Here is a 16863-nt window from a genome sequence, read left to right on the forward strand (position 1 = left end):
TGTTTTAAAAATTGAACATGTTAAGCCGCAAATACTTTCGCAAAACGGATCATATTGTATTTTTGTTTGTTTGCAGGTAAATAATGAAATAAGGTCGTATAGTATGGAAAAATGATGATCCTTGAAGGAGTGAAACACATGTCTGTTGATGTTTATCTTAACTTTAATGGAAACTGTCGTGAAGCAGCGGAGTTTTATGCAGAGGTTTTTGGGACTGAGAAACCACAAATCATGACGTTCGGTGAAGCACCGCCCAACCCCGAGTATCCTCTACCGGAAGAAGCTAAAAATTTGGTCATGCACACGCGACTTCATATTGATGGAAGTAATGTGATGTTTTCAGATGTTTTTCCTGGCATGCCTTTTATTGCGGGAAATAACATCAGCCTCGCCATCGTTAATAAGGACGAAGAGAGAATTCGATCGTACTTTCATAAGTTAAAAGAAGGTGGGACCGTAAACATGGAGCTTCAGGAAACATTCTGGAGCAAATGCTATGGTAACCTGAAAGATAAGTTCGGAATTGAATGGCAATTGAGCTATGACAGTGAAGCACTACGCGATGAACACTAAAAAAGACGTTAACCCTGTCTTATTTTGCATGGGCATGGGTTAGCGTCTTTTCATTCATCGTGCATTTAACTGGCTTTCGACAACAAGTAAAGAAAATAAGGGGGAGTTGTATGATCCACTTTATATTTGCGAAGCAGGTTCAGATGAGCAATGATGTGAATGGTATCTTCGATGATACAATACATCACATCCTCTACATCTGTCGTAAGCTTATTGAGCATTTGTACGCCTCTTTTACACATCTGAAGCGTATAACCCTGTTTACCAACCTGCACATAGGGACTTAGGTCATCATAAATCGAGGTTTGTTCAAGCAGCTCTGCATGTATAACTAGCAAATATCATTACATCATAAGTGATGCAATAAGAAGTAAAATTCATTTTTTACCAACCATTAACAATTGTTTGTGTAGCATACGATAAAAAGATTAGAGGGGGTTTTCCCTTCGATATCTCAAACTGAAGGAGACAGGAGAATGAGAATGTATAGAACGTGGACGAAAGCATCGGCTATTCTATTCGTCGTGGTATCCCTGTTATTCAACGGAACGTATGCGCTCGCAGCATCGGCAACATCAACCTATGTCGTAACGTTTCAGCAGGCAACCCCGCTATCCAATGATCATGTTGGCAACGATTGGGCAATTGCTGCTCAGGTGGCTGGCAAATCCATTAGTGAAGATAACAGCGTAAAGGTGAAGGTCAAATCAGGTGGCAGCATCAAGCTGTATGCGTATGCTGAGGAACAGGACAAGGTTCCTGACGAAGGCGAAGCCAGCAAAAATGTAAAGGTCTCCACGATCTCTGCCAAAGGTTCTACCATTAAATTAAAGGTCACGGTTACTGAAAACCGTGGACGTTATTCAGGTAATCAAGCTGTTTGGGAATTTACGTACAAGATCAAGAAGCAATAATGTAACATGTATAAATAGACCGTCACTCTTTGGAGCGGCGGTCTTCATTTTTTAAAAGGGAACTTTTGCTTTTTTTTTAATCGCGGTAACTCGGCAAATACCATTTGGGGATATAGGTTTGAAAATCATCATATGCATTCAGTACCTCTTCAGCCCGCTGAACCATATCGTCAACCTCTTTTTGTCCAAACGAAATTGCCCAGTGGATGGATGAAATTTGGTTGCTTGCAATATACAAAGCCATTAATTTAAAAAATAAATCAGGTACATCGTTGTTAAAGTAACCGTTGATACGACCCGACGCGAATGAAGGGCTTAATGCCGCACACCAGGTAATACGATTGAATTCCTCCCAAGGGTCTCCATAATCCAATCTATTAAAATCAATGATCCCCAGTTCATCGGATTGCGTAACTACCATATTGCCTACATGATAATCACCGTGCTGAAACGTTTGAGGACGATGTTCTAATAGATGGCGATGCTGCTCAATAAAGCGAATGGTTTGATCTGCTCCCTTAAAAGGAATGCCGCTTCCCTTATAGTTGCTAATGTATCTGCTGATTTTGGCGTTATAATATTCGGCCCATGGCTCTTGGTCTTGCTTCGCCGGGTTTTCGTGCATTTTTCTTAGTATTTCTCCTGCTCGAAACCCGAATTGGTACTGGTCGTTAGCGTTTAAGGTGGGAATAATCTTCTCTGCATTTTCTCCCTCAATCCAGGTGAATAAAGAGTATACAGACTGTTCGTTGTTGCAAATCCCAAAACCAAGCGGCCGGGACATTAAAATTCCCTCCAAATGATCCAGCTTTTTTACGGCTTCAAACTCATGTTGTTTTCTTTCAAATTGGGTTATGTCTGATATTTTCAGCAGCAATTCTCTGTCGTCATTGGTTTGAACATAATATTTCTTATCGTTTGACCAGCCTTTATGAATCTCTTCCACATGGCTCCACGTCCTGGAGCCCGGAATGTCACTAAAGATTTGATTCACATGACACCTCCCACTGTTCCCCCTATTCCTCCATAGCTTACCTTTAATTTCGCAAGAAAATCAATACTTTCAATGATAGCGTGCACCCAATAAAAAAGGTTGAAAAGACAATGCTGTCTCGAGGTTTTGCTGAGCACGATCATTCCTTATGGCTTGATTTTTTATCCTACAATGCATAAATTCTAACGCTATTTTATGTACTAAGTCATAGTTTTAATCTATAGGTCCAATGAAGTCAGACATAAAAAAGGAACAAACCTGTGAGGAATGTTCCTTATTATGCAGACAAAGATTATACTTCTATTTTTATTCCACTACAATTTCAATTCACCATCATAGGTCGCAATCATTTTGTATAGCTCTGGGCGACGATCGCGGAAAATGCCCCATTCAATCCGTCCCACTTCCAGCTCATCCAAATCAAATTCGGCAGTGAGCACTTCCTCATCGGTGCGGCCAGCCTCAGCAATCTTGTTACCTTGAGGCCCGGCAATAAAGGACGAGCCGTAGAAGTTGATACTCGAATCCTCATCTGTTTCAGTTCCAATACGATTGGAGGCAATGACGGGAATCAGATTGGAAGCAGCATGACCCAGCATGCAGGTCTGCCAGTGATCCTTGGAGTCAATGGAAGAGTCCTGCGGCTCTGAACCAATCGCTGTCGGATAGAACAAAATTTCTGCGCCCATCAGCGCCATACAACGAGCTGCCTCAGGATACCATTGATCCCAGCACACGCCGACTCCAATTTTGGCATAACGTGTATTCCAGACTTTAAAACCGGTATCGCCCGGATTAAAATAAAATTTTTCCTCGTACCCCGGACCGTCCGGGATATGGCTTTTGCGGTATTTACCCAACACTTCACCGTCCGCATCAATTACAGCCAGGCTGTTGTAGCGCGCGTAGTTTTTCTTCTCATAAAAACTGATTGGCAGCACCACCTGTAATTCCTTGGCGATCTTTTTGAAATGGTTAATCGCCTTATTGTGCTCCAACTCGGTTGCATATACATAATAATCAGACTTTTCCTTCTGGCAGAAATACGGAGTCTCGAACAATTCCTGCAGCAAAATAATTTGCGCGCCTTGCGCCGCCGCTTCACGTACGAGCTTTTCGGCTTTGCTTATATTTTCTTCGATATTGGTAGAGCAGCTCATTTGGGTTGCTGCTACTTTTACTTTTCTCACTTTAGTCCTCCTCTTTGATGTTGTATTGCTTAACGTTTTACAGCAGGCATCTGCTGAGTTGTGCAGTGTACGTTTCCACCTTCACGGATAACTGCCATACCATCTACGGTGCGAATCTTGCGATCTGGAAAAACCTTTGCCAACACCTGCTGGGCTGCAAGATCGCTCTCAACGGCAGTGCCGCCAAACACCGGCAAAATAATACCACCGTTCACAAAGTAGAAGTTAATATAGCTCAGTGTCAATCGGCTATCTTCATAATCCACTCGTGGCGGCTGACCGATCCGAATTACTTCCAGCTTGCGACCCTTGGCATCTGTTGCTTGCTCCAGAATGCGCAGATTTTCTTGTGTAATTTCGTAATTTTCATCCTCAGGATCATCGCATACTTGCATAATAACCTTGCCTGGAGCAGCGAAGCAAGCAATATTGTCCACATGACCATCTGTTTCGTCGCCACTCAGTCCGCGTTTCAGCCAGATGATTTTCTCGGCACCTGTATACTCGCATACGTACCGTTCAATGTCTTCTCTGCTTAGCTCCGGATTACGGTTCGGATTTAACAAGCACTCTTCTGTTGTAATAAGTGTGCCTTCGCCGTCTACGTGCAAGGAGCCGCCTTCCATCACAAGCGGTGCATCAAACCGCGGAATGCCAAGCTTGTCCAAAATTTGCGGTGCAACCTGATCATCCAGGTCCCAAGGAGCGTATTTGCCGCCCCAGGCGTTAAACTTCCAGTTCACACCTGCCAGCTGACCATGCTCGTTCGTGAGAAAGGTAGGACCGTTATCGCGCAGCCATGCATCACTGTGCTCAATCGGCAGCAGCTCCACCCTTTCCCCGAGTTCAAGCGCCTGAACGCTCTGCAGATCAGCCGGATTTACGACCACAGTAACCGGTTCAAATTCTGCCATAGCGCGTACTATTCCGGCGTAGCCCGTGCATACATCGACATGCATATCCGGGTAAACCATAGAAGACTGTACTGGCCAGGAAATATACGTACGTTCATGTGGCGCCCATTCAGGCGGCATCTTATAATGTGAATCCTTAATTTGCATGGATTGAAGCTCTCTTTCTTTTTCATAATATGGAGCCTTATCTATAGCTGAACAACGATGTCTAATAAACAAGACGGACAGACTCCGCTCCTATCATACAATAATATGATCTTTCTCTCAATCAGAGGCAAAAAGTTTTGAACGTTTTACATTCATATGGGAGTAATTACTTTGAAAATGTGATGGCTTTCACCGTATTTCCTTCAAAATCCTTTACTGTAAACTGTGCTTCTTCCAGTACAGCATAAGATGGCGGATAGTTTTCCTTTGGCAACGAGATAGAGCCCGGATTTAGAATAAATACGCCTTTTTCTACATCCGCTACTGGAATATGGGTATGTCCCTGAATGAATACATCCCCCGCTTCCAGTGGAGGTAAGTTCCCGATACTGAAGCCATGTCCATGGGTGACATAGATGCGCCGCCCTTCATGGTATAACAAGGCATAATCGCCCATCATCGGAAATTCAAGCAGCATTTGATCCACTTCTGCATCGCAATTCCCGCGGACAGACACCGCAATATGCGGCTTGTACTGATTCAGCAAAGCAGCCACTTCTGCTGGGTTATATCCTTCGGGCAGCTGATTGCGCGGCCCATGGTACATATAGTCTCCGAGCAGGACAAGACGGTCAGCTTTCTCCTCCCTGAATTTTTCCAGCGCCAATTGCAACCAGTGCAGCGAGCCGTGAATATCTGATATACACATCAATTTCATGATTGTTCTTTCCTTTCTGAATAGGCTGTTGTAATTTGCTGTATAGTTAGAAAATATCCCTCTTAAGCCCATTATTACATTATTCCCTGAACAAATCTGTGCAAAAATGTTTCTTCCGTTGGGTAATATTCTTTTAAGACACAAAACTACAGCTCCGAATGAGCTGTAGTTTATTATTAATTCCTTCTATACTTGTGCTTATCATCTTATTTCTAGGATGGAGATGATTATATTCATGGCAGAGACCTTTGGCGTATAAACGCTCCTCAATAACTCTTTATCATAATAGCATTGTACAGGAGCCTGTCCTTACTCCGTTTATATTAGATATTACATTGAAATTTCTATCAAATTACCCTCTGGATCTTTAATTACGCTTTCATAATAACCGTCACCTGTTAATCTTGGCTGACCCACTACTTCATATCCTGCATGCATGAGCTGCTCTGTCTTTTCATTCACCAGTTCTTTACTTCCAACGGAAAATGCCACATGAGCCCAGCCTGTAGTATTGATCTGTGGCGAATGATCTACTCCTGTTTGACGCATAACCTCTAACCTTGCTCCATCCTTAAAGGTGATAAAATAGGACTCAAATCCTTTTGTCGCATTATAATACTTATCGTTAGATTTCCCGTCAAAGTATTGCTCGTAAAAGCTCTTCATTTTCTCCAAATCTCTGACCCAGATCGCTACATGCTCAATCTTCACTATTTTCCTCCTTCTGTGGCCCTCATCATAAAACTTCATTTATACTGGGCTCAACTTTTCAATGCTTTTCAGTAGCTTTCTGCGAAATTCATGGTCTACTTCTCGTGGCCTATATAGTTATTATTAATGTTTTAATAAGTCCTAATATATATCAGTAATTTACTTTTGTCCAATCTATTTATCACCAATTATCAATAAAATGTCGCTTACGAATCATTCATGAAAGCTCTGTCGCACTTAGCTTGACAATTCGGTTGCTAATGCCCTAAAAAATTAGCGACCGCTTCCCGTAAAAGAGCAGAAGCGGTCGCTACGTATAACCTTCGTTGTATGTTTAAAACTTAATCACTAGTTTATTTATAAATTAACGTTTAAGGCTTTTGCCGTTCGTGGCAATAACCTCTTTGTACCAGTGGAACGATTTTTTGCGATATCTTTCCAGTGTACCGCTGCCATCATCATGACGGTCTACATAAATGTAACCATAACGCTTTTTAAGCTGAGCAGTCGATGCGCTGACAAGGTCGATACAGCCCCAAGACGTGTAGCCCATAACTTCTACTCCGTCCTCAATCGCTTCTCCAACTTGAACCAAATGATCATTCAGGTAATTGATGCGGTAGTCATCTTCAACGGTTTTCTCGCCTTTTTCATTGGTGATAAGCTCGTCAACGGCGCCCAAACCATTTTCAACGATGAATAGTGGTTTTTGGAAGCGATCGTAGAACGTATTCAGTACATAACGCAGACCCTGCGGATCAATTTGCCAGCCCCACTCACTAGCCTCAAGATGCGGGTTGCTAACACCACCGAGGATGTTACCTTCACCTTTCGTTTTCTTGGCCTCGTCTGCTGTTTCACAAGTGCTCATGTAATAGCTGAACGAGATAAAATCAACGGTATGCTTCAAATTTTCAGCGTCATCTGGTTCAAAATGAATCGTGATTCCTTTTTCTTTAAAGAAACGTTTCATGTAGCCTGGGTATTGACCTCTTGCATGAATATCCGCGAAGGCCATGTTTCTGTGATCAAACTCCATTGCAGCGATCACATCGTCTGGACTAGGTGTCAGCGGATACGTAGGCATGCTCAGCACCATACAACCGATTTTGAAATCAGGGTTGATTTGATGACCGATTTTTACCGCTCTTGCACTCGCCACAAGCTCATGGTGAATGGCTTGATAAAGATCTTGCTCACTTAGCTGATCTTTTGGTGTGCTAATCCCGCCACTCATGAATGGTGCTTCAAGAATGGAGTTAATTTCATTAAAGGTCAACCAGTATTTTACTTTATTTTTGTAGCGTTTAAATACAGTTGTAGCATAGCGCTCATAAAAATCAACCAGCTTGCGGTTTACCCAACCGTCATATTCTCTGGACAGATGTAAAGGTGTTTCATAGTGAGACAATGTAACGAGAGGTTCAATCCCGTATTTATGAAGTTCGTCAAACAAATCATCATAAAATTGCAAGCCCTTTTCGTTAGGCTCCAGTTCATCCCCTTTAGGGAAAATACGCGACCAAGCGATGGACGTACGGAACACTTTAAAGCCCATTTCGGCAAAAAGCTTGATATCTTCCTTATAATTATGATAAAAATCAATACCAATCAGCTTCATGTTATCTTCTGTTGGCACATCCGTAATCGGTCCCCAACCACCGCGAGGAGTTACATCCTGAATGGACCAGCCTTTTCCATCCTCTTGATAAGCGCCTTCGAGCTGATTCGCAGCAACTGCTCCGCCCCACAGGAAATCTTTTGGAAACTGTGTACTCATATTTTCTCCGCCTTTGCTGATGTTTTTTCATGAACTAGGATAGAAATACGTTACCTCTATGCTGATGTGTTATAAAGTACTTCCAATTGAATCTTAAGATTTGTAACGCGTTTCATGTCAAGTATTTTTTTTCAGCGGCGGTGATTATCACAGTACATGTGAACACTACACTTTCAGAGCCTATAATGGTATGATCTCCAAAATTTCACTTCTCTATTTTCTTTTTTCCACTAATTGCAAATGGTATGTCAGACTTTCGAGGGTAACCGAAATCAACCCGTTCATGTACTCTTCATAGGTATCGTTTTTCACAAAAATCTCTGGCATATGTTCTTTGGGGATGTCCTTTAAACAGCCGTTATAAATATCGTCCAGCAAAGCCGGCTTGGATAGCTCTCCGGTCAAAGCGATAGATACAGGATCAATAATCGCAATAATGGAAGTTATCGTTTTGACTGCCAGTGGAACAAACCCTTGAGTGCTATTAAGCTGTTTAAGCTGTTCTTCTCTCGTCACATCAAAAGGTAAAAATGAAACTTCCCCGGCAAATTTGGTATTTCCCTTTAACAAATGTCCGTCAACAATAAAACCTGCTCCCGGAAAATGGTCCTTGGGAAAGTTAACAATGGCGAAGGTTTTATCCTCATCATAATTTTGCATGTTATAAAACCCGTAAACTGTCAGATTCATATCATTTTCCACGGTAACTTCCAACCCATATTTGTCTTGAAGACGCGGCCCTACCGGGACTCCGATGAGCAGGTCAATATCACAAACATCAATCACCCCTTGATGGACAACCCCTGGAACGCCAATACCAATGGCTTTGACATTTCCATAGTTATGAATCAGTTCTCCAATTTGGGTTTCTATTACCTCGTAATCAATCTGAGGCACAATTGAGGTCTTTTCTGCAATGATCTCACCCAGTAAATTGGCAACAGCGTAAGTAAGAGAAAGCACTCCGCCTTCCGTTTTTACGTTTAAACAGATGATATAGGAATAATCGGCGTTATATTTGTACCGTCTTGCCGGACGTCCACCGTTGGATTCTTCCAATTCCATCTCTAATACTTCTCCCGTTTGAAGCAGCTCTTTCAAAATATTCCCGCAGGTTGCCACACTAAGTCCTGTAATGCTGGCTATGGACGATTTGGTCGCATATTCCTTGGATTTTAGTGTGTTTTTGACTAACTCTACATTTATTTGTTTGACCCGAATGGTATTATTGGAGACTGGCTGGATTGTAATACACTCCTTTTCAAGGTTTTATTAAAACGGTTATAATAAGCTGTAATATAGCTTTTGGTTTACAAAAAGTCAATTTGCAGTCTTATTTGACACATATAGAGATGTGCATCTCCCTAGTCCTTTAAATCATTTGCTATACTATTCAGAAGTAACTGATGTTCAGTGTGCCATTTCTGAAGAAATCAAGTGAAATAGGGGGAATTCTGGTGTCAACTTTGAGAACAGCCAGGGATCTCTCTTTAAAAGAAGCAAAAGACTACGTGGATGCCTTGGAACGACTCTAGTTGCAACGATTACCTCGCACGAGTTAGGAAAGGAAGAAATAAGATGAGTACCAGCAAAACAAACGCTATGCGCATATTGGACGGGCAGCATATAAGCTACAATATTTTGAGCTATGATCATCAAGATGGCAAAATAGACGGTATGAACGTAGCCGAAAAGATCAAAAGAGCGCCGGAAGCGGTTTTTAAAACGTTGGTTGCACACAGCAAACAAAATTTGTTTGTTTTTGTAATTCCTGTACATAAAGAGCTTGATCTTAAAAAGGCTGCCAAGTCCGCGGGAGAGAAAAAAATCGAAATGCTTCCTGTTAAAGACCTGCAAAAGCATACAGGATATATTCGCGGCGGCTGCTCGCCGATCGGAATGAAAAAGCTCTATCCTACTTTTATCGACCAGCCCGCACTTGAATTGGAAACCATTGTTGTAAGCGCCGGGAAAATTGGAACCCAACTGGAGTTGAATCCGCAGAATTTGGCTCAAATTACTCAGGCACAGTTTGCAGATCTGACGCATACAGCATAAAACTCACCATACGGTCATAAAATCTTTATGCGTATTTTCTCTTATCCTTAGCTTCAACCTGGAGAGGAAGATCAAATCATGCATAATGATGGCTTGAAAAATAGCGGAGTCCCACAGCCCATCAGAAGCGATGGGGCTGGAGGCATCGACAAGGGCCCCCGTGATGTGATGAGGGATTTGCAAAATCCCGATATGCTGGTTCCACCCATAACGGATAATGGACTCATTCCGAACATGAGATTTTCTTTTTCAGACGCCCATATGCAGCTTAATTATGGTGGTTGGTCCAGAGAAATAACTGTCAGGGAATTACCGATTGCGACAACCCTAGCCGGGATAAATATGAGTTTGACGCCTGGAGGTGTCCGTGAGCTTCACTGGCATCAGCAAGCAGAATGGTCCTATATGCTGCTGGGAAGTGCCCGTATTACAGCAGTCGACCAGGACGGACGTAATTTTATTGCTGATGTGGGCCCAGGCGATCTCTGGTATTTCCCACCCGGCATTCCCCACTCTATACAGGGTCTAGAGGACGGCTGCGAATTTTTGCTGGTCTTTGATGATGGCAGCTTCTCGGATTTAAACACCCTATCCATCTCCGATTGGTTCGCACATACCCCCAAAGATGTACTGTCTGCCAATTTTGGTGTTCCAGAAGCTGATTTTGCGTCGATTCCTCAAGATCAAGTATACATCTATCAGGATGCCGTTCCCGGTTCTCTTCAAAGCCAAGCGGTTTCCTCTCCCTATGGTGCGGCACCTCAATCCTTTAAGTATAAATTACTAGCTCAGCCCCCGATTAAAACACCAGGGGGAAGCGTACGAATCGTCGATTCCTCCAATTTTCCAATATCCAAAACCATCGCCGCTGCTCTTGTTGAGATTGAGCCAGGAGCTATGCGGGAAATGCACTGGCACCCTAATAATGACGAATGGCAATACTATCTTGCCGGGCAAGGAAGGATGACTGTCTTTGGCGGTAATGGTGCAGCCCGTACGTTTGATTTCAGAGCCGGGGATGTTGGATATGTGCCTTTTGCTTACGGTCATTACATTCAAAATACAGGCTCCAGCACACTTTGGTTTCTTGAAATGTTTAAAAGTGACCGTTTTACAGATGTTTCCTTGAATCAATGGATGGCTCTTACGCCAACAGAACTGATTCAGAGCAATTTACATGTTGGCACCGATGTGACCTCTCAATTGCGCAAGGATAAATGGCCTGTCGTCAAATATCCGGGGTATTCTTTTTATCCGAAGGGGTAACCCCTGAAGAAGCCGGTGAACGTGCGTCTTGTGCATGCACTCAGAAAAAAACATATCCTCATTCATTTCTTACTGCTTTCTAATGCGAATTTAATGATCTCCGGATATAGTTACGCAAATGGCATTTTATAAAAATAAAATGCTGTAAAATTCGGGGAGTGAGAAATAAAGATGCAAAAAATCGCACAAGTTACGGCCATTTTTTGGATTATGAAGATTTGCGCTACTACGCTGGGTGAAACCGCAGGTGATTTATTGTCACAAACTCTTAATGTAGGCTATGCCATTAGTTCCATGATTTTGTTTAGTATTTTTTTAATTAGTCTTATTTTCCAACTTCTTTCCAAGAAGTATCATCCATTTCTTTATTGGACTGTTATTCTTACAACGAGCACTGCTGGTACAACCATGTCAGACTACATGGATCGTAGCCTAGGGTTGGGTTATGCAACCGGATCATTCATTTTAATTTGTATATTGTTAGCCATTTTTTCATTTTGGTATTTTAGTGAGCGATCATTGAATGTCAATAATATTACTACACGGAAAGTAGAAGTAATTTATTGGATTGCCATCTTGTTCTCGAACACTTTGGGTACTGCTTTAGGTGATTTTTTGGCGGATAGTTCCGGCCTTGGATTTGTAGGAGGAGCGGTTTTAATAGGTAGTTTGCTGGGTATTATTTTACTATTAACTTATTTTACAAATTTTTCACGAGTATTTCTATTCTGGATAGCATTTGTATTAACACGTCCTTTTGGAGCGACATTTGGAGACTTTCTTACCAAATCACACGCAAAGGGAGGTTTGGATTTAGGCACTATGGGATCTTCGCTGGTACTGGTTACAATTCTTATAGCTTTAATTATCTATATTACTCTAAATGCTTCTAAAATGAAAGAATCACCGGAGTTAAACGCAAGTTAATCATTTGTACCGATTCGTTATCCATAGCTGCTTTATATACAAAGATATAGGCCTCCGGCTTTAGCCGAGCCTATATCTTTTTTAGCATTGTCTGTTCACAATATAGTAATTCGCATCACTACTCCTCATCATTTTCTAATCTAAATTTAAATTTTTTAGGTTTTTTCACATCTAGTTCTCACTATCGGTTCATGTTCTTTATGTACACTGCTCAGTAGGAACAAGCATTTAATAAGGTTCCCTAGTTCATAAGGAGGATTAGAAATGAAAAATGAGGACTCATCCATTAGTTTGCAAATGCTGAACAAGGTGCCGGAGATCACCATTTTCTTTTGGATCATTAAGATTATGACGACTACCGTGGGAGAAACAACCGCCGACTTTCTTAACTTTAATTTGCATTGGGGGTTGACTCGTACAACTTTGATCATGGTTGTTCTCTTACTTGTCACACTTCTATTTCAGTTTAGGTCACGCAAATATATACCCGGAATCTACTGGCTCGTGGTGACTCTCATCAGCGTTGTGGGCACGCTCGTCTCAGATAACCTTGTGGATCATAAAAAAGGAGAGCTATAGATTCCTTCACACTGCCAGGTTGACTAAGAATGCGAAGCACGGCTTCTGTTTTTTCTTGGGTATAGTGCTTGATCGCAGACAGAAACAAATCATACTTCGTTCCATAAGTATCATAAAGACTCTGACGAGCGATGCCCAGCTCTTCCAACAATATCGTCAGTGAGGTTCCCTCGTAGCCATACTATCAAAATACAGTCATGGCTTTACGGAGAACGTGTTCTGTATCAATTCTTTTGCTCTTCCCAACTGCACATTCACCGCCTTGCCTAAAATAATACTTTTATCAGACTGATCAGTCAGAAAAAACTGTATAACAAAAAAACATCGTATCGAAATACAATGTTTTTATAATCTGTTTAACAGAAGCTATTCCCCGGAATCTACATTGTGGTATACCTGTTGAACATCCTCCAAATCTTCTAATGCATCAATCAATTTATCAAATTGCACCTGTGCATCCTCTGGAAGTGAGATGTCATTTTGGGCAAGCATGGTAAGCTCGGCCACTGTAAACTCAGTCACTCCTGCCTGCTTGAAAGCTTCTTGCACAGCGTGGAATTGGTCAGGCTCTGCATATACGATGACGGCTTCATCTTCCTCAATGATGTCACGTACCTCTACGTCTGCCTCCATCAGCAGCTCCAGCACTTCATCTGCCGTTTTGCCTACCAAACCAATAACTGCTGTTGAATCAAACATGTAAGCTACTGATCCACTCACACCCAGGCTGCCACCATTTTTAGTAAAAGCAGAACGCACATCCGATGCTGTACGATTTACGTTATTAGTCAGTGCATCTACAATAACCATAGAACCGTTAGGCCCGAAGCCTTCATAACGAAGCTCTACGTAGTTTTCATCGCCGGCACCTTTTGCTTTTTCAATAGCGCGGTCAATGATCGCTTTCGGTACATTGTACGTTTTTGCACGTTCCAATACGACTCTTAACACCCGATTAGATTCAGGATCGGGCTCACCCTGTTTGGCTGCTACATAAATTTCCACACCGAATTTAGCATATATACGACTCGTATTAGCATCCTTGGATGCCTTCTTTTCTTTAATGTTATTCCACTTACGTCCCATAATATCCCGCTCTCTTCCTGTATGAATATACACAACGAACTTCATTATATCCTTGTATATTATATCTCCTAAAGGACACCTGGACAAGTTCCAACGATGTAGTCATGTCAAGAAAGCGTTTTCTCATGAAATTCTAATTTTCATCTAAAAGTCCTCCCATATTAATAAGTTAAGATCATATTACTTTCGAATCACATTAGAAAAGGAGTAATCCCTAACATGTTATCCAACCTGGACTATCAAATTTTTCACCTCATCAATGAACAAGCGAATACTTTTGCTTTTCTGAATGGAGTCATTCGTTTTTTCGCCGAAGATTTCCAATATGTATTCGCCTTGGCTCTAATCCTATACTGGTTTTCAAGAAATAAACTCAACCGGAAAATGATCGTGTCCGCAGTCGTATCTACATGTCTGGGCATGGGGATCAGCTTTATTATCGGGCATCTCATGTACCGGGATCGTCCCTTTGTCACCCACACCGTCATTCAGCTAATCAAGCATCCGGCTAACGCTTCTTTCCCAAGCGACCACGCTATTGGAGCTTTTGCGCTGGCGGTCACGTTTTGGCTATATGGTAAGAAGTTTAGATTGTTCTGGCTCGCCGCAGCTTTACTTATCAGCTTTTCTCGTATCTGGGCTGGTGTCCATTATCCGTCGGATATTGCAGTTGGTGCGCTGATCGGTACCTTATGTGCAGTTAGTACCCGCTATCTGCTCCTGCATTTCAAACGTCCTCAGCAATTGGCAAACTTATGTCTGGAGCTGTACGAAAAAGCAGAACATAAAATTTGGAATAAATCAACCAAACCACAATCTGACGATGCTTGAGTGTGAAAGAAGCTCCGTAAACCAATATCCATGGTTTAGGAGCTTCTTTCATTTATCCAACATATCTAGACTCTGGCATTGGAAAAGCAAGTGTTACGGTTGTCCCGATATTTTCAATACTGCTCACTCTGATGTCACCGTTATATCGCTTGACAAGCTGCTTGGCTATAGCCAGGCCCAGACCTGTTCCGCCCTGTTCGCGGCTTCTTGCCTTATCCACCCGATAAAATCGGTCGAACAAATAAGGCAAGTCCTCTGTCGGAATCCCGATTCCGTAATCAGTAATATGAATGCAAACCTCGTTTCGTTCCAACGTGCCGGTTACAAGAATTTCTTTTGAAGAGCCTGCATATTTGACGGCGTTATCCAGCATGATCAGCAACAGCTGTTCCAAATGCTGTGGCGTGATCTTGACCTGTATCTTTTCGAGGGAATTCAGTTCCTCACGGAATTTCATATCAGGATGCAGCATCGCAAAATTGGTGAGCGTATACTGAACGGTGTGACGAGTATCTATTGCAGGCACATCCTGGTCTGAGGTTCTTGACTCGGCTCGGGTCAACTCTAGAAGATCGTTTACAATACCTTTCAAGCGTTCAAGCTCCAGAATGGACACACTAAGCGACTCGTCCAATATGGCCGGGTCGTGTTTACCCCAACGGTTCAATAAGGAGATATGACCTTCAATAATCGAAATGGGTGTGCGTAATTCATGGGAGGCATCTTCGACAAACTGTTTTTGCTGTAAGAATGAACGCTCTAACTGGTCCATCAGCCCATTAAACACTCTTCCCAGATTTGACAGCTCGTCATTGTTATCGGATACTTGCACACGTTCCTCGTGTATCCCTTTTTTCCGTATTCTTGTCATCGTATCCGTCATGGATTGAATCGGACGAATTAACTGGCGTGAAAGAAAAATTCCTCCCAAGGCGCTCAATAGAATAGCACCTATACCTCCTGCAATCATGACACCTTTTATTTTGTCACTCACCTTCTCTAAATTTTCCATGTTGTTGATAATTTCAATCGTTCCCGTAAAACGGCCTGAATGCAGCGGACTTCGCATGATCAGGACCTGATCCTCCAAATGCCAGGCCGTCATAATCCGGGTGCTTTGAACTGTTTGGGGCAAAAACCAATCCTCAGGCAGCTCGTTGCTGACGCTGAGCAGTGGGATTCCTTGCTGGTTCAAAATGCGAATGATTTGATGCGGATCATTCATATCCTCAACAAATCGCCGACTGTTCACTATTTCCTGTGCTGACATCTGTTTTTCCTGAAAAAAGCTTTGGAGTTCATTCATACTCTTGCGGATGCTCACTTCTCCCTCACTGACCATCCACTGGTTAATCGTAAAATATTGGACACTATTGTACAACACAAACAAAATACATAACAGCAACGAGGACCACACCGCCAATTTCCAACGGATGGGCAGCCTTGAGAATACGGATTTTAAAGTTGCCATTATCGAATCACATATCCTAGTCCGCGTAATGTCTGAATAAAGCTTGGTTCTCCAGGCTCGTCGATTTTGCTGCGCAAGTAACGAATATACACGTCGACAACATTCGTTTCGACCTCCGAATCATAGCCCCATATAAGCTCCAGCAGTCTCTCCCGAGTCATGACGCGTCCAATGTTATGCATCAATATTGAGAGCAGATCAAATTCACGCTTCGTTAATTCAACAATCTGTTGGTTTTTTGTCAAAATGCGCGCCTCGCTATCCAGTACCAGCTCTTTGTAGGTAATTTGCTTGGTATCCTCAACACTTCCACTGCGTCGGAGCAAAGAACGCATCCGTGCCAAAAGTTCTTCAATAGCAAAAGGCTTTGGAATATAATCATCGGCCCCACTGTCCAATCCCATCACTTTGTCCATCACACCGTCTCTTGCAGTTAGCATAATGATCGGGGTTTGCTTTGTTTTGCGAATCCGCCGGCACACTTCAATTCCATTGATGCCTGGTAGCATTAAATCCAGCAGAATGATGTCCCATTCCTCGCTTAACGCAGACTCCAACCCTTTCCGCCCCTCGTACTCGACAGTCACCTCGTAAGATTCATGCTTTAGTTCAAGCTCAATGAAACGGGCCAAGTTTTTCTCATCCTCAATCAGGAGTATCTTTTTCATAGCTTTCCTTTCCAGGCGCAAGAGCGTCTTTTTCTA

Annotated in this window: 17 protein-coding genes and 1 pseudogene; 7 read left to right on the forward strand and 11 right to left on the reverse strand. The window is 42.5% G+C overall.

From position 1 onward, the window contains the following. Positions 1-138: 138 nt before the first annotated feature. Positions 139-573, forward strand: a complete 435-nt coding sequence (locus L693_RS0116040; protein ID WP_025718232.1) for a VOC family protein — start codon at positions 139-141, stop codon at positions 571-573. A 65-nt stretch (positions 574-638) separates the two neighbouring features. Here L693_RS0116040 and L693_RS0116045 read toward each other — a convergent pair whose 3' ends face one another. Continuing rightward, entirely contained in the window at positions 639-911 is a 273-nt protein-coding gene (locus L693_RS0116045; protein ID WP_025718233.1) for an Imm63 family immunity protein, read from the reverse strand. A gap of 144 nt (positions 912-1055) precedes the next feature. Here L693_RS0116045 and L693_RS0116050 point away from each other — a divergent pair, with 144 nt between their 5' ends. Then, the gene (locus L693_RS0116050; protein ID WP_025718234.1) at positions 1056-1487 is read left to right on the forward strand and encodes a hypothetical protein; all 432 of its coding nucleotides are present in this window, start codon (positions 1056-1058) and stop codon (positions 1485-1487) included. Between the two features lie 76 nt (positions 1488-1563). On the opposite strand, the gene L693_RS0116055 is transcribed toward L693_RS0116050, so the two are convergent. From L693_RS0116055 to L693_RS0116085, 7 genes are all read right to left on the reverse strand, one after another. Further along, a complete protein-coding gene (locus L693_RS0116055; protein ID WP_025718235.1) occupies positions 1564-2481 on the reverse strand; it encodes an aminoglycoside phosphotransferase family protein in 918 nt (305 codons plus the stop codon). A 314-nt stretch (positions 2482-2795) separates the two neighbouring features. After that, on the reverse strand, positions 2796-3671 hold the full coding sequence (aguB, locus tag L693_RS0116060) for an N-carbamoylputrescine amidase (RefSeq protein WP_025718236.1): 876 nt from the start codon (positions 3669-3671) through the stop codon (positions 2796-2798). Positions 3672-3700: 29 nt separating this feature from the next. Then, positions 3701-4732 carry an agmatine deiminase family protein gene (locus L693_RS0116065; RefSeq protein ID WP_025718237.1) on the reverse strand — a complete coding sequence of 344 codons (1032 nt, stop codon included), beginning with the start codon at positions 4730-4732 and terminating at the stop codon, positions 3701-3703. 166 nt (positions 4733-4898) lie between these two features. Next, complete coding sequence (yfcE, locus tag L693_RS0116070) at positions 4899-5450, reverse strand: phosphodiesterase (protein ID WP_025718238.1); 552 nt, start codon at positions 5448-5450, stop codon at positions 4899-4901. A gap of 330 nt (positions 5451-5780) precedes the next feature. Next, on the reverse strand, positions 5781-6161 hold the full coding sequence (locus L693_RS0116075; protein ID WP_025718240.1) for a VOC family protein: 381 nt from the start codon (positions 6159-6161) through the stop codon (positions 5781-5783). A 364-nt stretch (positions 6162-6525) separates the two neighbouring features. Further along, positions 6526-7941 carry a glycoside hydrolase family 1 protein gene (locus L693_RS0116080; RefSeq protein ID WP_025718243.1) on the reverse strand — a complete coding sequence of 472 codons (1416 nt, stop codon included), beginning with the start codon at positions 7939-7941 and terminating at the stop codon, positions 6526-6528. Positions 7942-8154: 213 nt separating this feature from the next. After that, positions 8155-9063 carry an ROK family protein gene (locus tag L693_RS0116085; RefSeq protein ID WP_081752154.1) on the reverse strand — a complete coding sequence of 303 codons (909 nt, stop codon included), beginning with the start codon at positions 9061-9063 and terminating at the stop codon, positions 8155-8157. A gap of 456 nt (positions 9064-9519) precedes the next feature. Here L693_RS0116085 and ybaK point away from each other — a divergent pair, with 456 nt between their 5' ends. From ybaK to L693_RS28205, 4 genes and pseudogenes are all read left to right on the forward strand, one after another. After that, positions 9520-9999 carry a Cys-tRNA(Pro) deacylase gene (ybaK, locus tag L693_RS0116090; RefSeq protein ID WP_025718247.1) on the forward strand — a complete coding sequence of 160 codons (480 nt, stop codon included), beginning with the start codon at positions 9520-9522 and terminating at the stop codon, positions 9997-9999. Between the two features lie 78 nt (positions 10000-10077). Next, a complete protein-coding gene (locus L693_RS0116095) occupies positions 10078-11265 on the forward strand; it encodes an oxalate decarboxylase family bicupin (protein WP_025718249.1) in 1188 nt (395 codons plus the stop codon). A 171-nt stretch (positions 11266-11436) separates the two neighbouring features. Beyond that, positions 11437-12192 (forward strand): COG4705 family protein, encoded by a 756-nt coding sequence (locus L693_RS0116100; RefSeq protein WP_025718251.1) that lies wholly within the window; start codon positions 11437-11439, stop codon positions 12190-12192. Between the two features lie 264 nt (positions 12193-12456). Further along, positions 12457-12753 (forward strand): annotated as a pseudogene (locus L693_RS28205) (hypothetical protein); the annotation flags it as partial. A 384-nt stretch (positions 12754-13137) separates the two neighbouring features. Here the strand turns inward: L693_RS28205 and L693_RS0116110 are convergent. Continuing rightward, on the reverse strand, positions 13138-13857 hold the full coding sequence (locus L693_RS0116110; protein ID WP_025718253.1) for a YebC/PmpR family DNA-binding transcriptional regulator: 720 nt from the start codon (positions 13855-13857) through the stop codon (positions 13138-13140). A 219-nt stretch (positions 13858-14076) separates the two neighbouring features. Between L693_RS0116110 and L693_RS0116115 the strand changes: the two genes are divergently transcribed. Further along, positions 14077-14688: an undecaprenyl-diphosphatase gene (locus L693_RS0116115; protein WP_025718254.1), complete on the forward strand. Its 612-nt coding sequence runs from the start codon at positions 14077-14079 to the stop codon at positions 14686-14688. A gap of 52 nt (positions 14689-14740) precedes the next feature. On the opposite strand, the gene L693_RS0116120 is transcribed toward L693_RS0116115, so the two are convergent. After that, on the reverse strand, positions 14741-16159 hold the full coding sequence (locus L693_RS0116120; protein ID WP_025718256.1) for a HAMP domain-containing sensor histidine kinase: 1419 nt from the start codon (positions 16157-16159) through the stop codon (positions 14741-14743). After that, positions 16159-16827, reverse strand: coding sequence for a response regulator transcription factor (locus L693_RS0116125; RefSeq protein ID WP_025718258.1), 669 nt, complete (start codon positions 16825-16827; stop codon positions 16159-16161). Before L693_RS0116125 ends, L693_RS0116120 begins: the two co-directional genes overlap by 1 nt. Positions 16828-16863: the final 36 nt, after the last annotated feature.

The sequence above is a fragment of the Paenibacillus sp. 1-18 genome (genome assembly GCF_000520755.1).
GTDB lineage: Bacteria > Bacillota > Bacilli > Paenibacillales > Paenibacillaceae > Paenibacillus > Paenibacillus brasilensis.

What these genes read in the sequence shown, in the direction of transcription:
- L693_RS0116110 (WP_025718253.1), bottom strand. Translation starts at nt 13,857, where the DNA reads ATGGGACGTAAGTGGAATAACATTAAAGAAAAGAAGGCATCCAAGGAT.
- yfcE (WP_025718238.1), bottom strand. Translation starts at nt 5,450, where the DNA reads ATGAAATTGATGTGTATATCAGATATTCACGGCTCGCTGCACTGGTTG.
- ybaK (WP_025718247.1), top strand. Translation starts at nt 9,520, where the DNA reads ATGAGTACCAGCAAAACAAACGCTATGCGCATATTGGACGGGCAGCAT.
- L693_RS0116120 (WP_025718256.1), bottom strand. Translation starts at nt 16,159, where the DNA reads ATGGCAACTTTAAAATCCGTATTCTCAAGGCTGCCCATCCGTTGGAAA.
- L693_RS0116040 (WP_025718232.1), top strand. Translation starts at nt 139, where the DNA reads ATGTCTGTTGATGTTTATCTTAACTTTAATGGAAACTGTCGTGAAGCA.
- L693_RS0116125 (WP_025718258.1), bottom strand. Translation starts at nt 16,827, where the DNA reads ATGAAAAAGATACTCCTGATTGAGGATGAGAAAAACTTGGCCCGTTTC.
- L693_RS0116080 (WP_025718243.1), bottom strand. Translation starts at nt 7,941, where the DNA reads ATGAGTACACAGTTTCCAAAAGATTTCCTGTGGGGCGGAGCAGTTGCT.
- L693_RS0116100 (WP_025718251.1), top strand. Translation starts at nt 11,437, where the DNA reads ATGCAAAAAATCGCACAAGTTACGGCCATTTTTTGGATTATGAAGATT.
- L693_RS0116115 (WP_025718254.1), top strand. Translation starts at nt 14,077, where the DNA reads ATGTTATCCAACCTGGACTATCAAATTTTTCACCTCATCAATGAACAA.
- L693_RS0116095 (WP_025718249.1), top strand. Translation starts at nt 10,078, where the DNA reads ATGCATAATGATGGCTTGAAAAATAGCGGAGTCCCACAGCCCATCAGA.
- L693_RS0116050 (WP_025718234.1), top strand. Translation starts at nt 1,056, where the DNA reads ATGTATAGAACGTGGACGAAAGCATCGGCTATTCTATTCGTCGTGGTA.
- L693_RS0116065 (WP_025718237.1), bottom strand. Translation starts at nt 4,732, where the DNA reads ATGCAAATTAAGGATTCACATTATAAGATGCCGCCTGAATGGGCGCCA.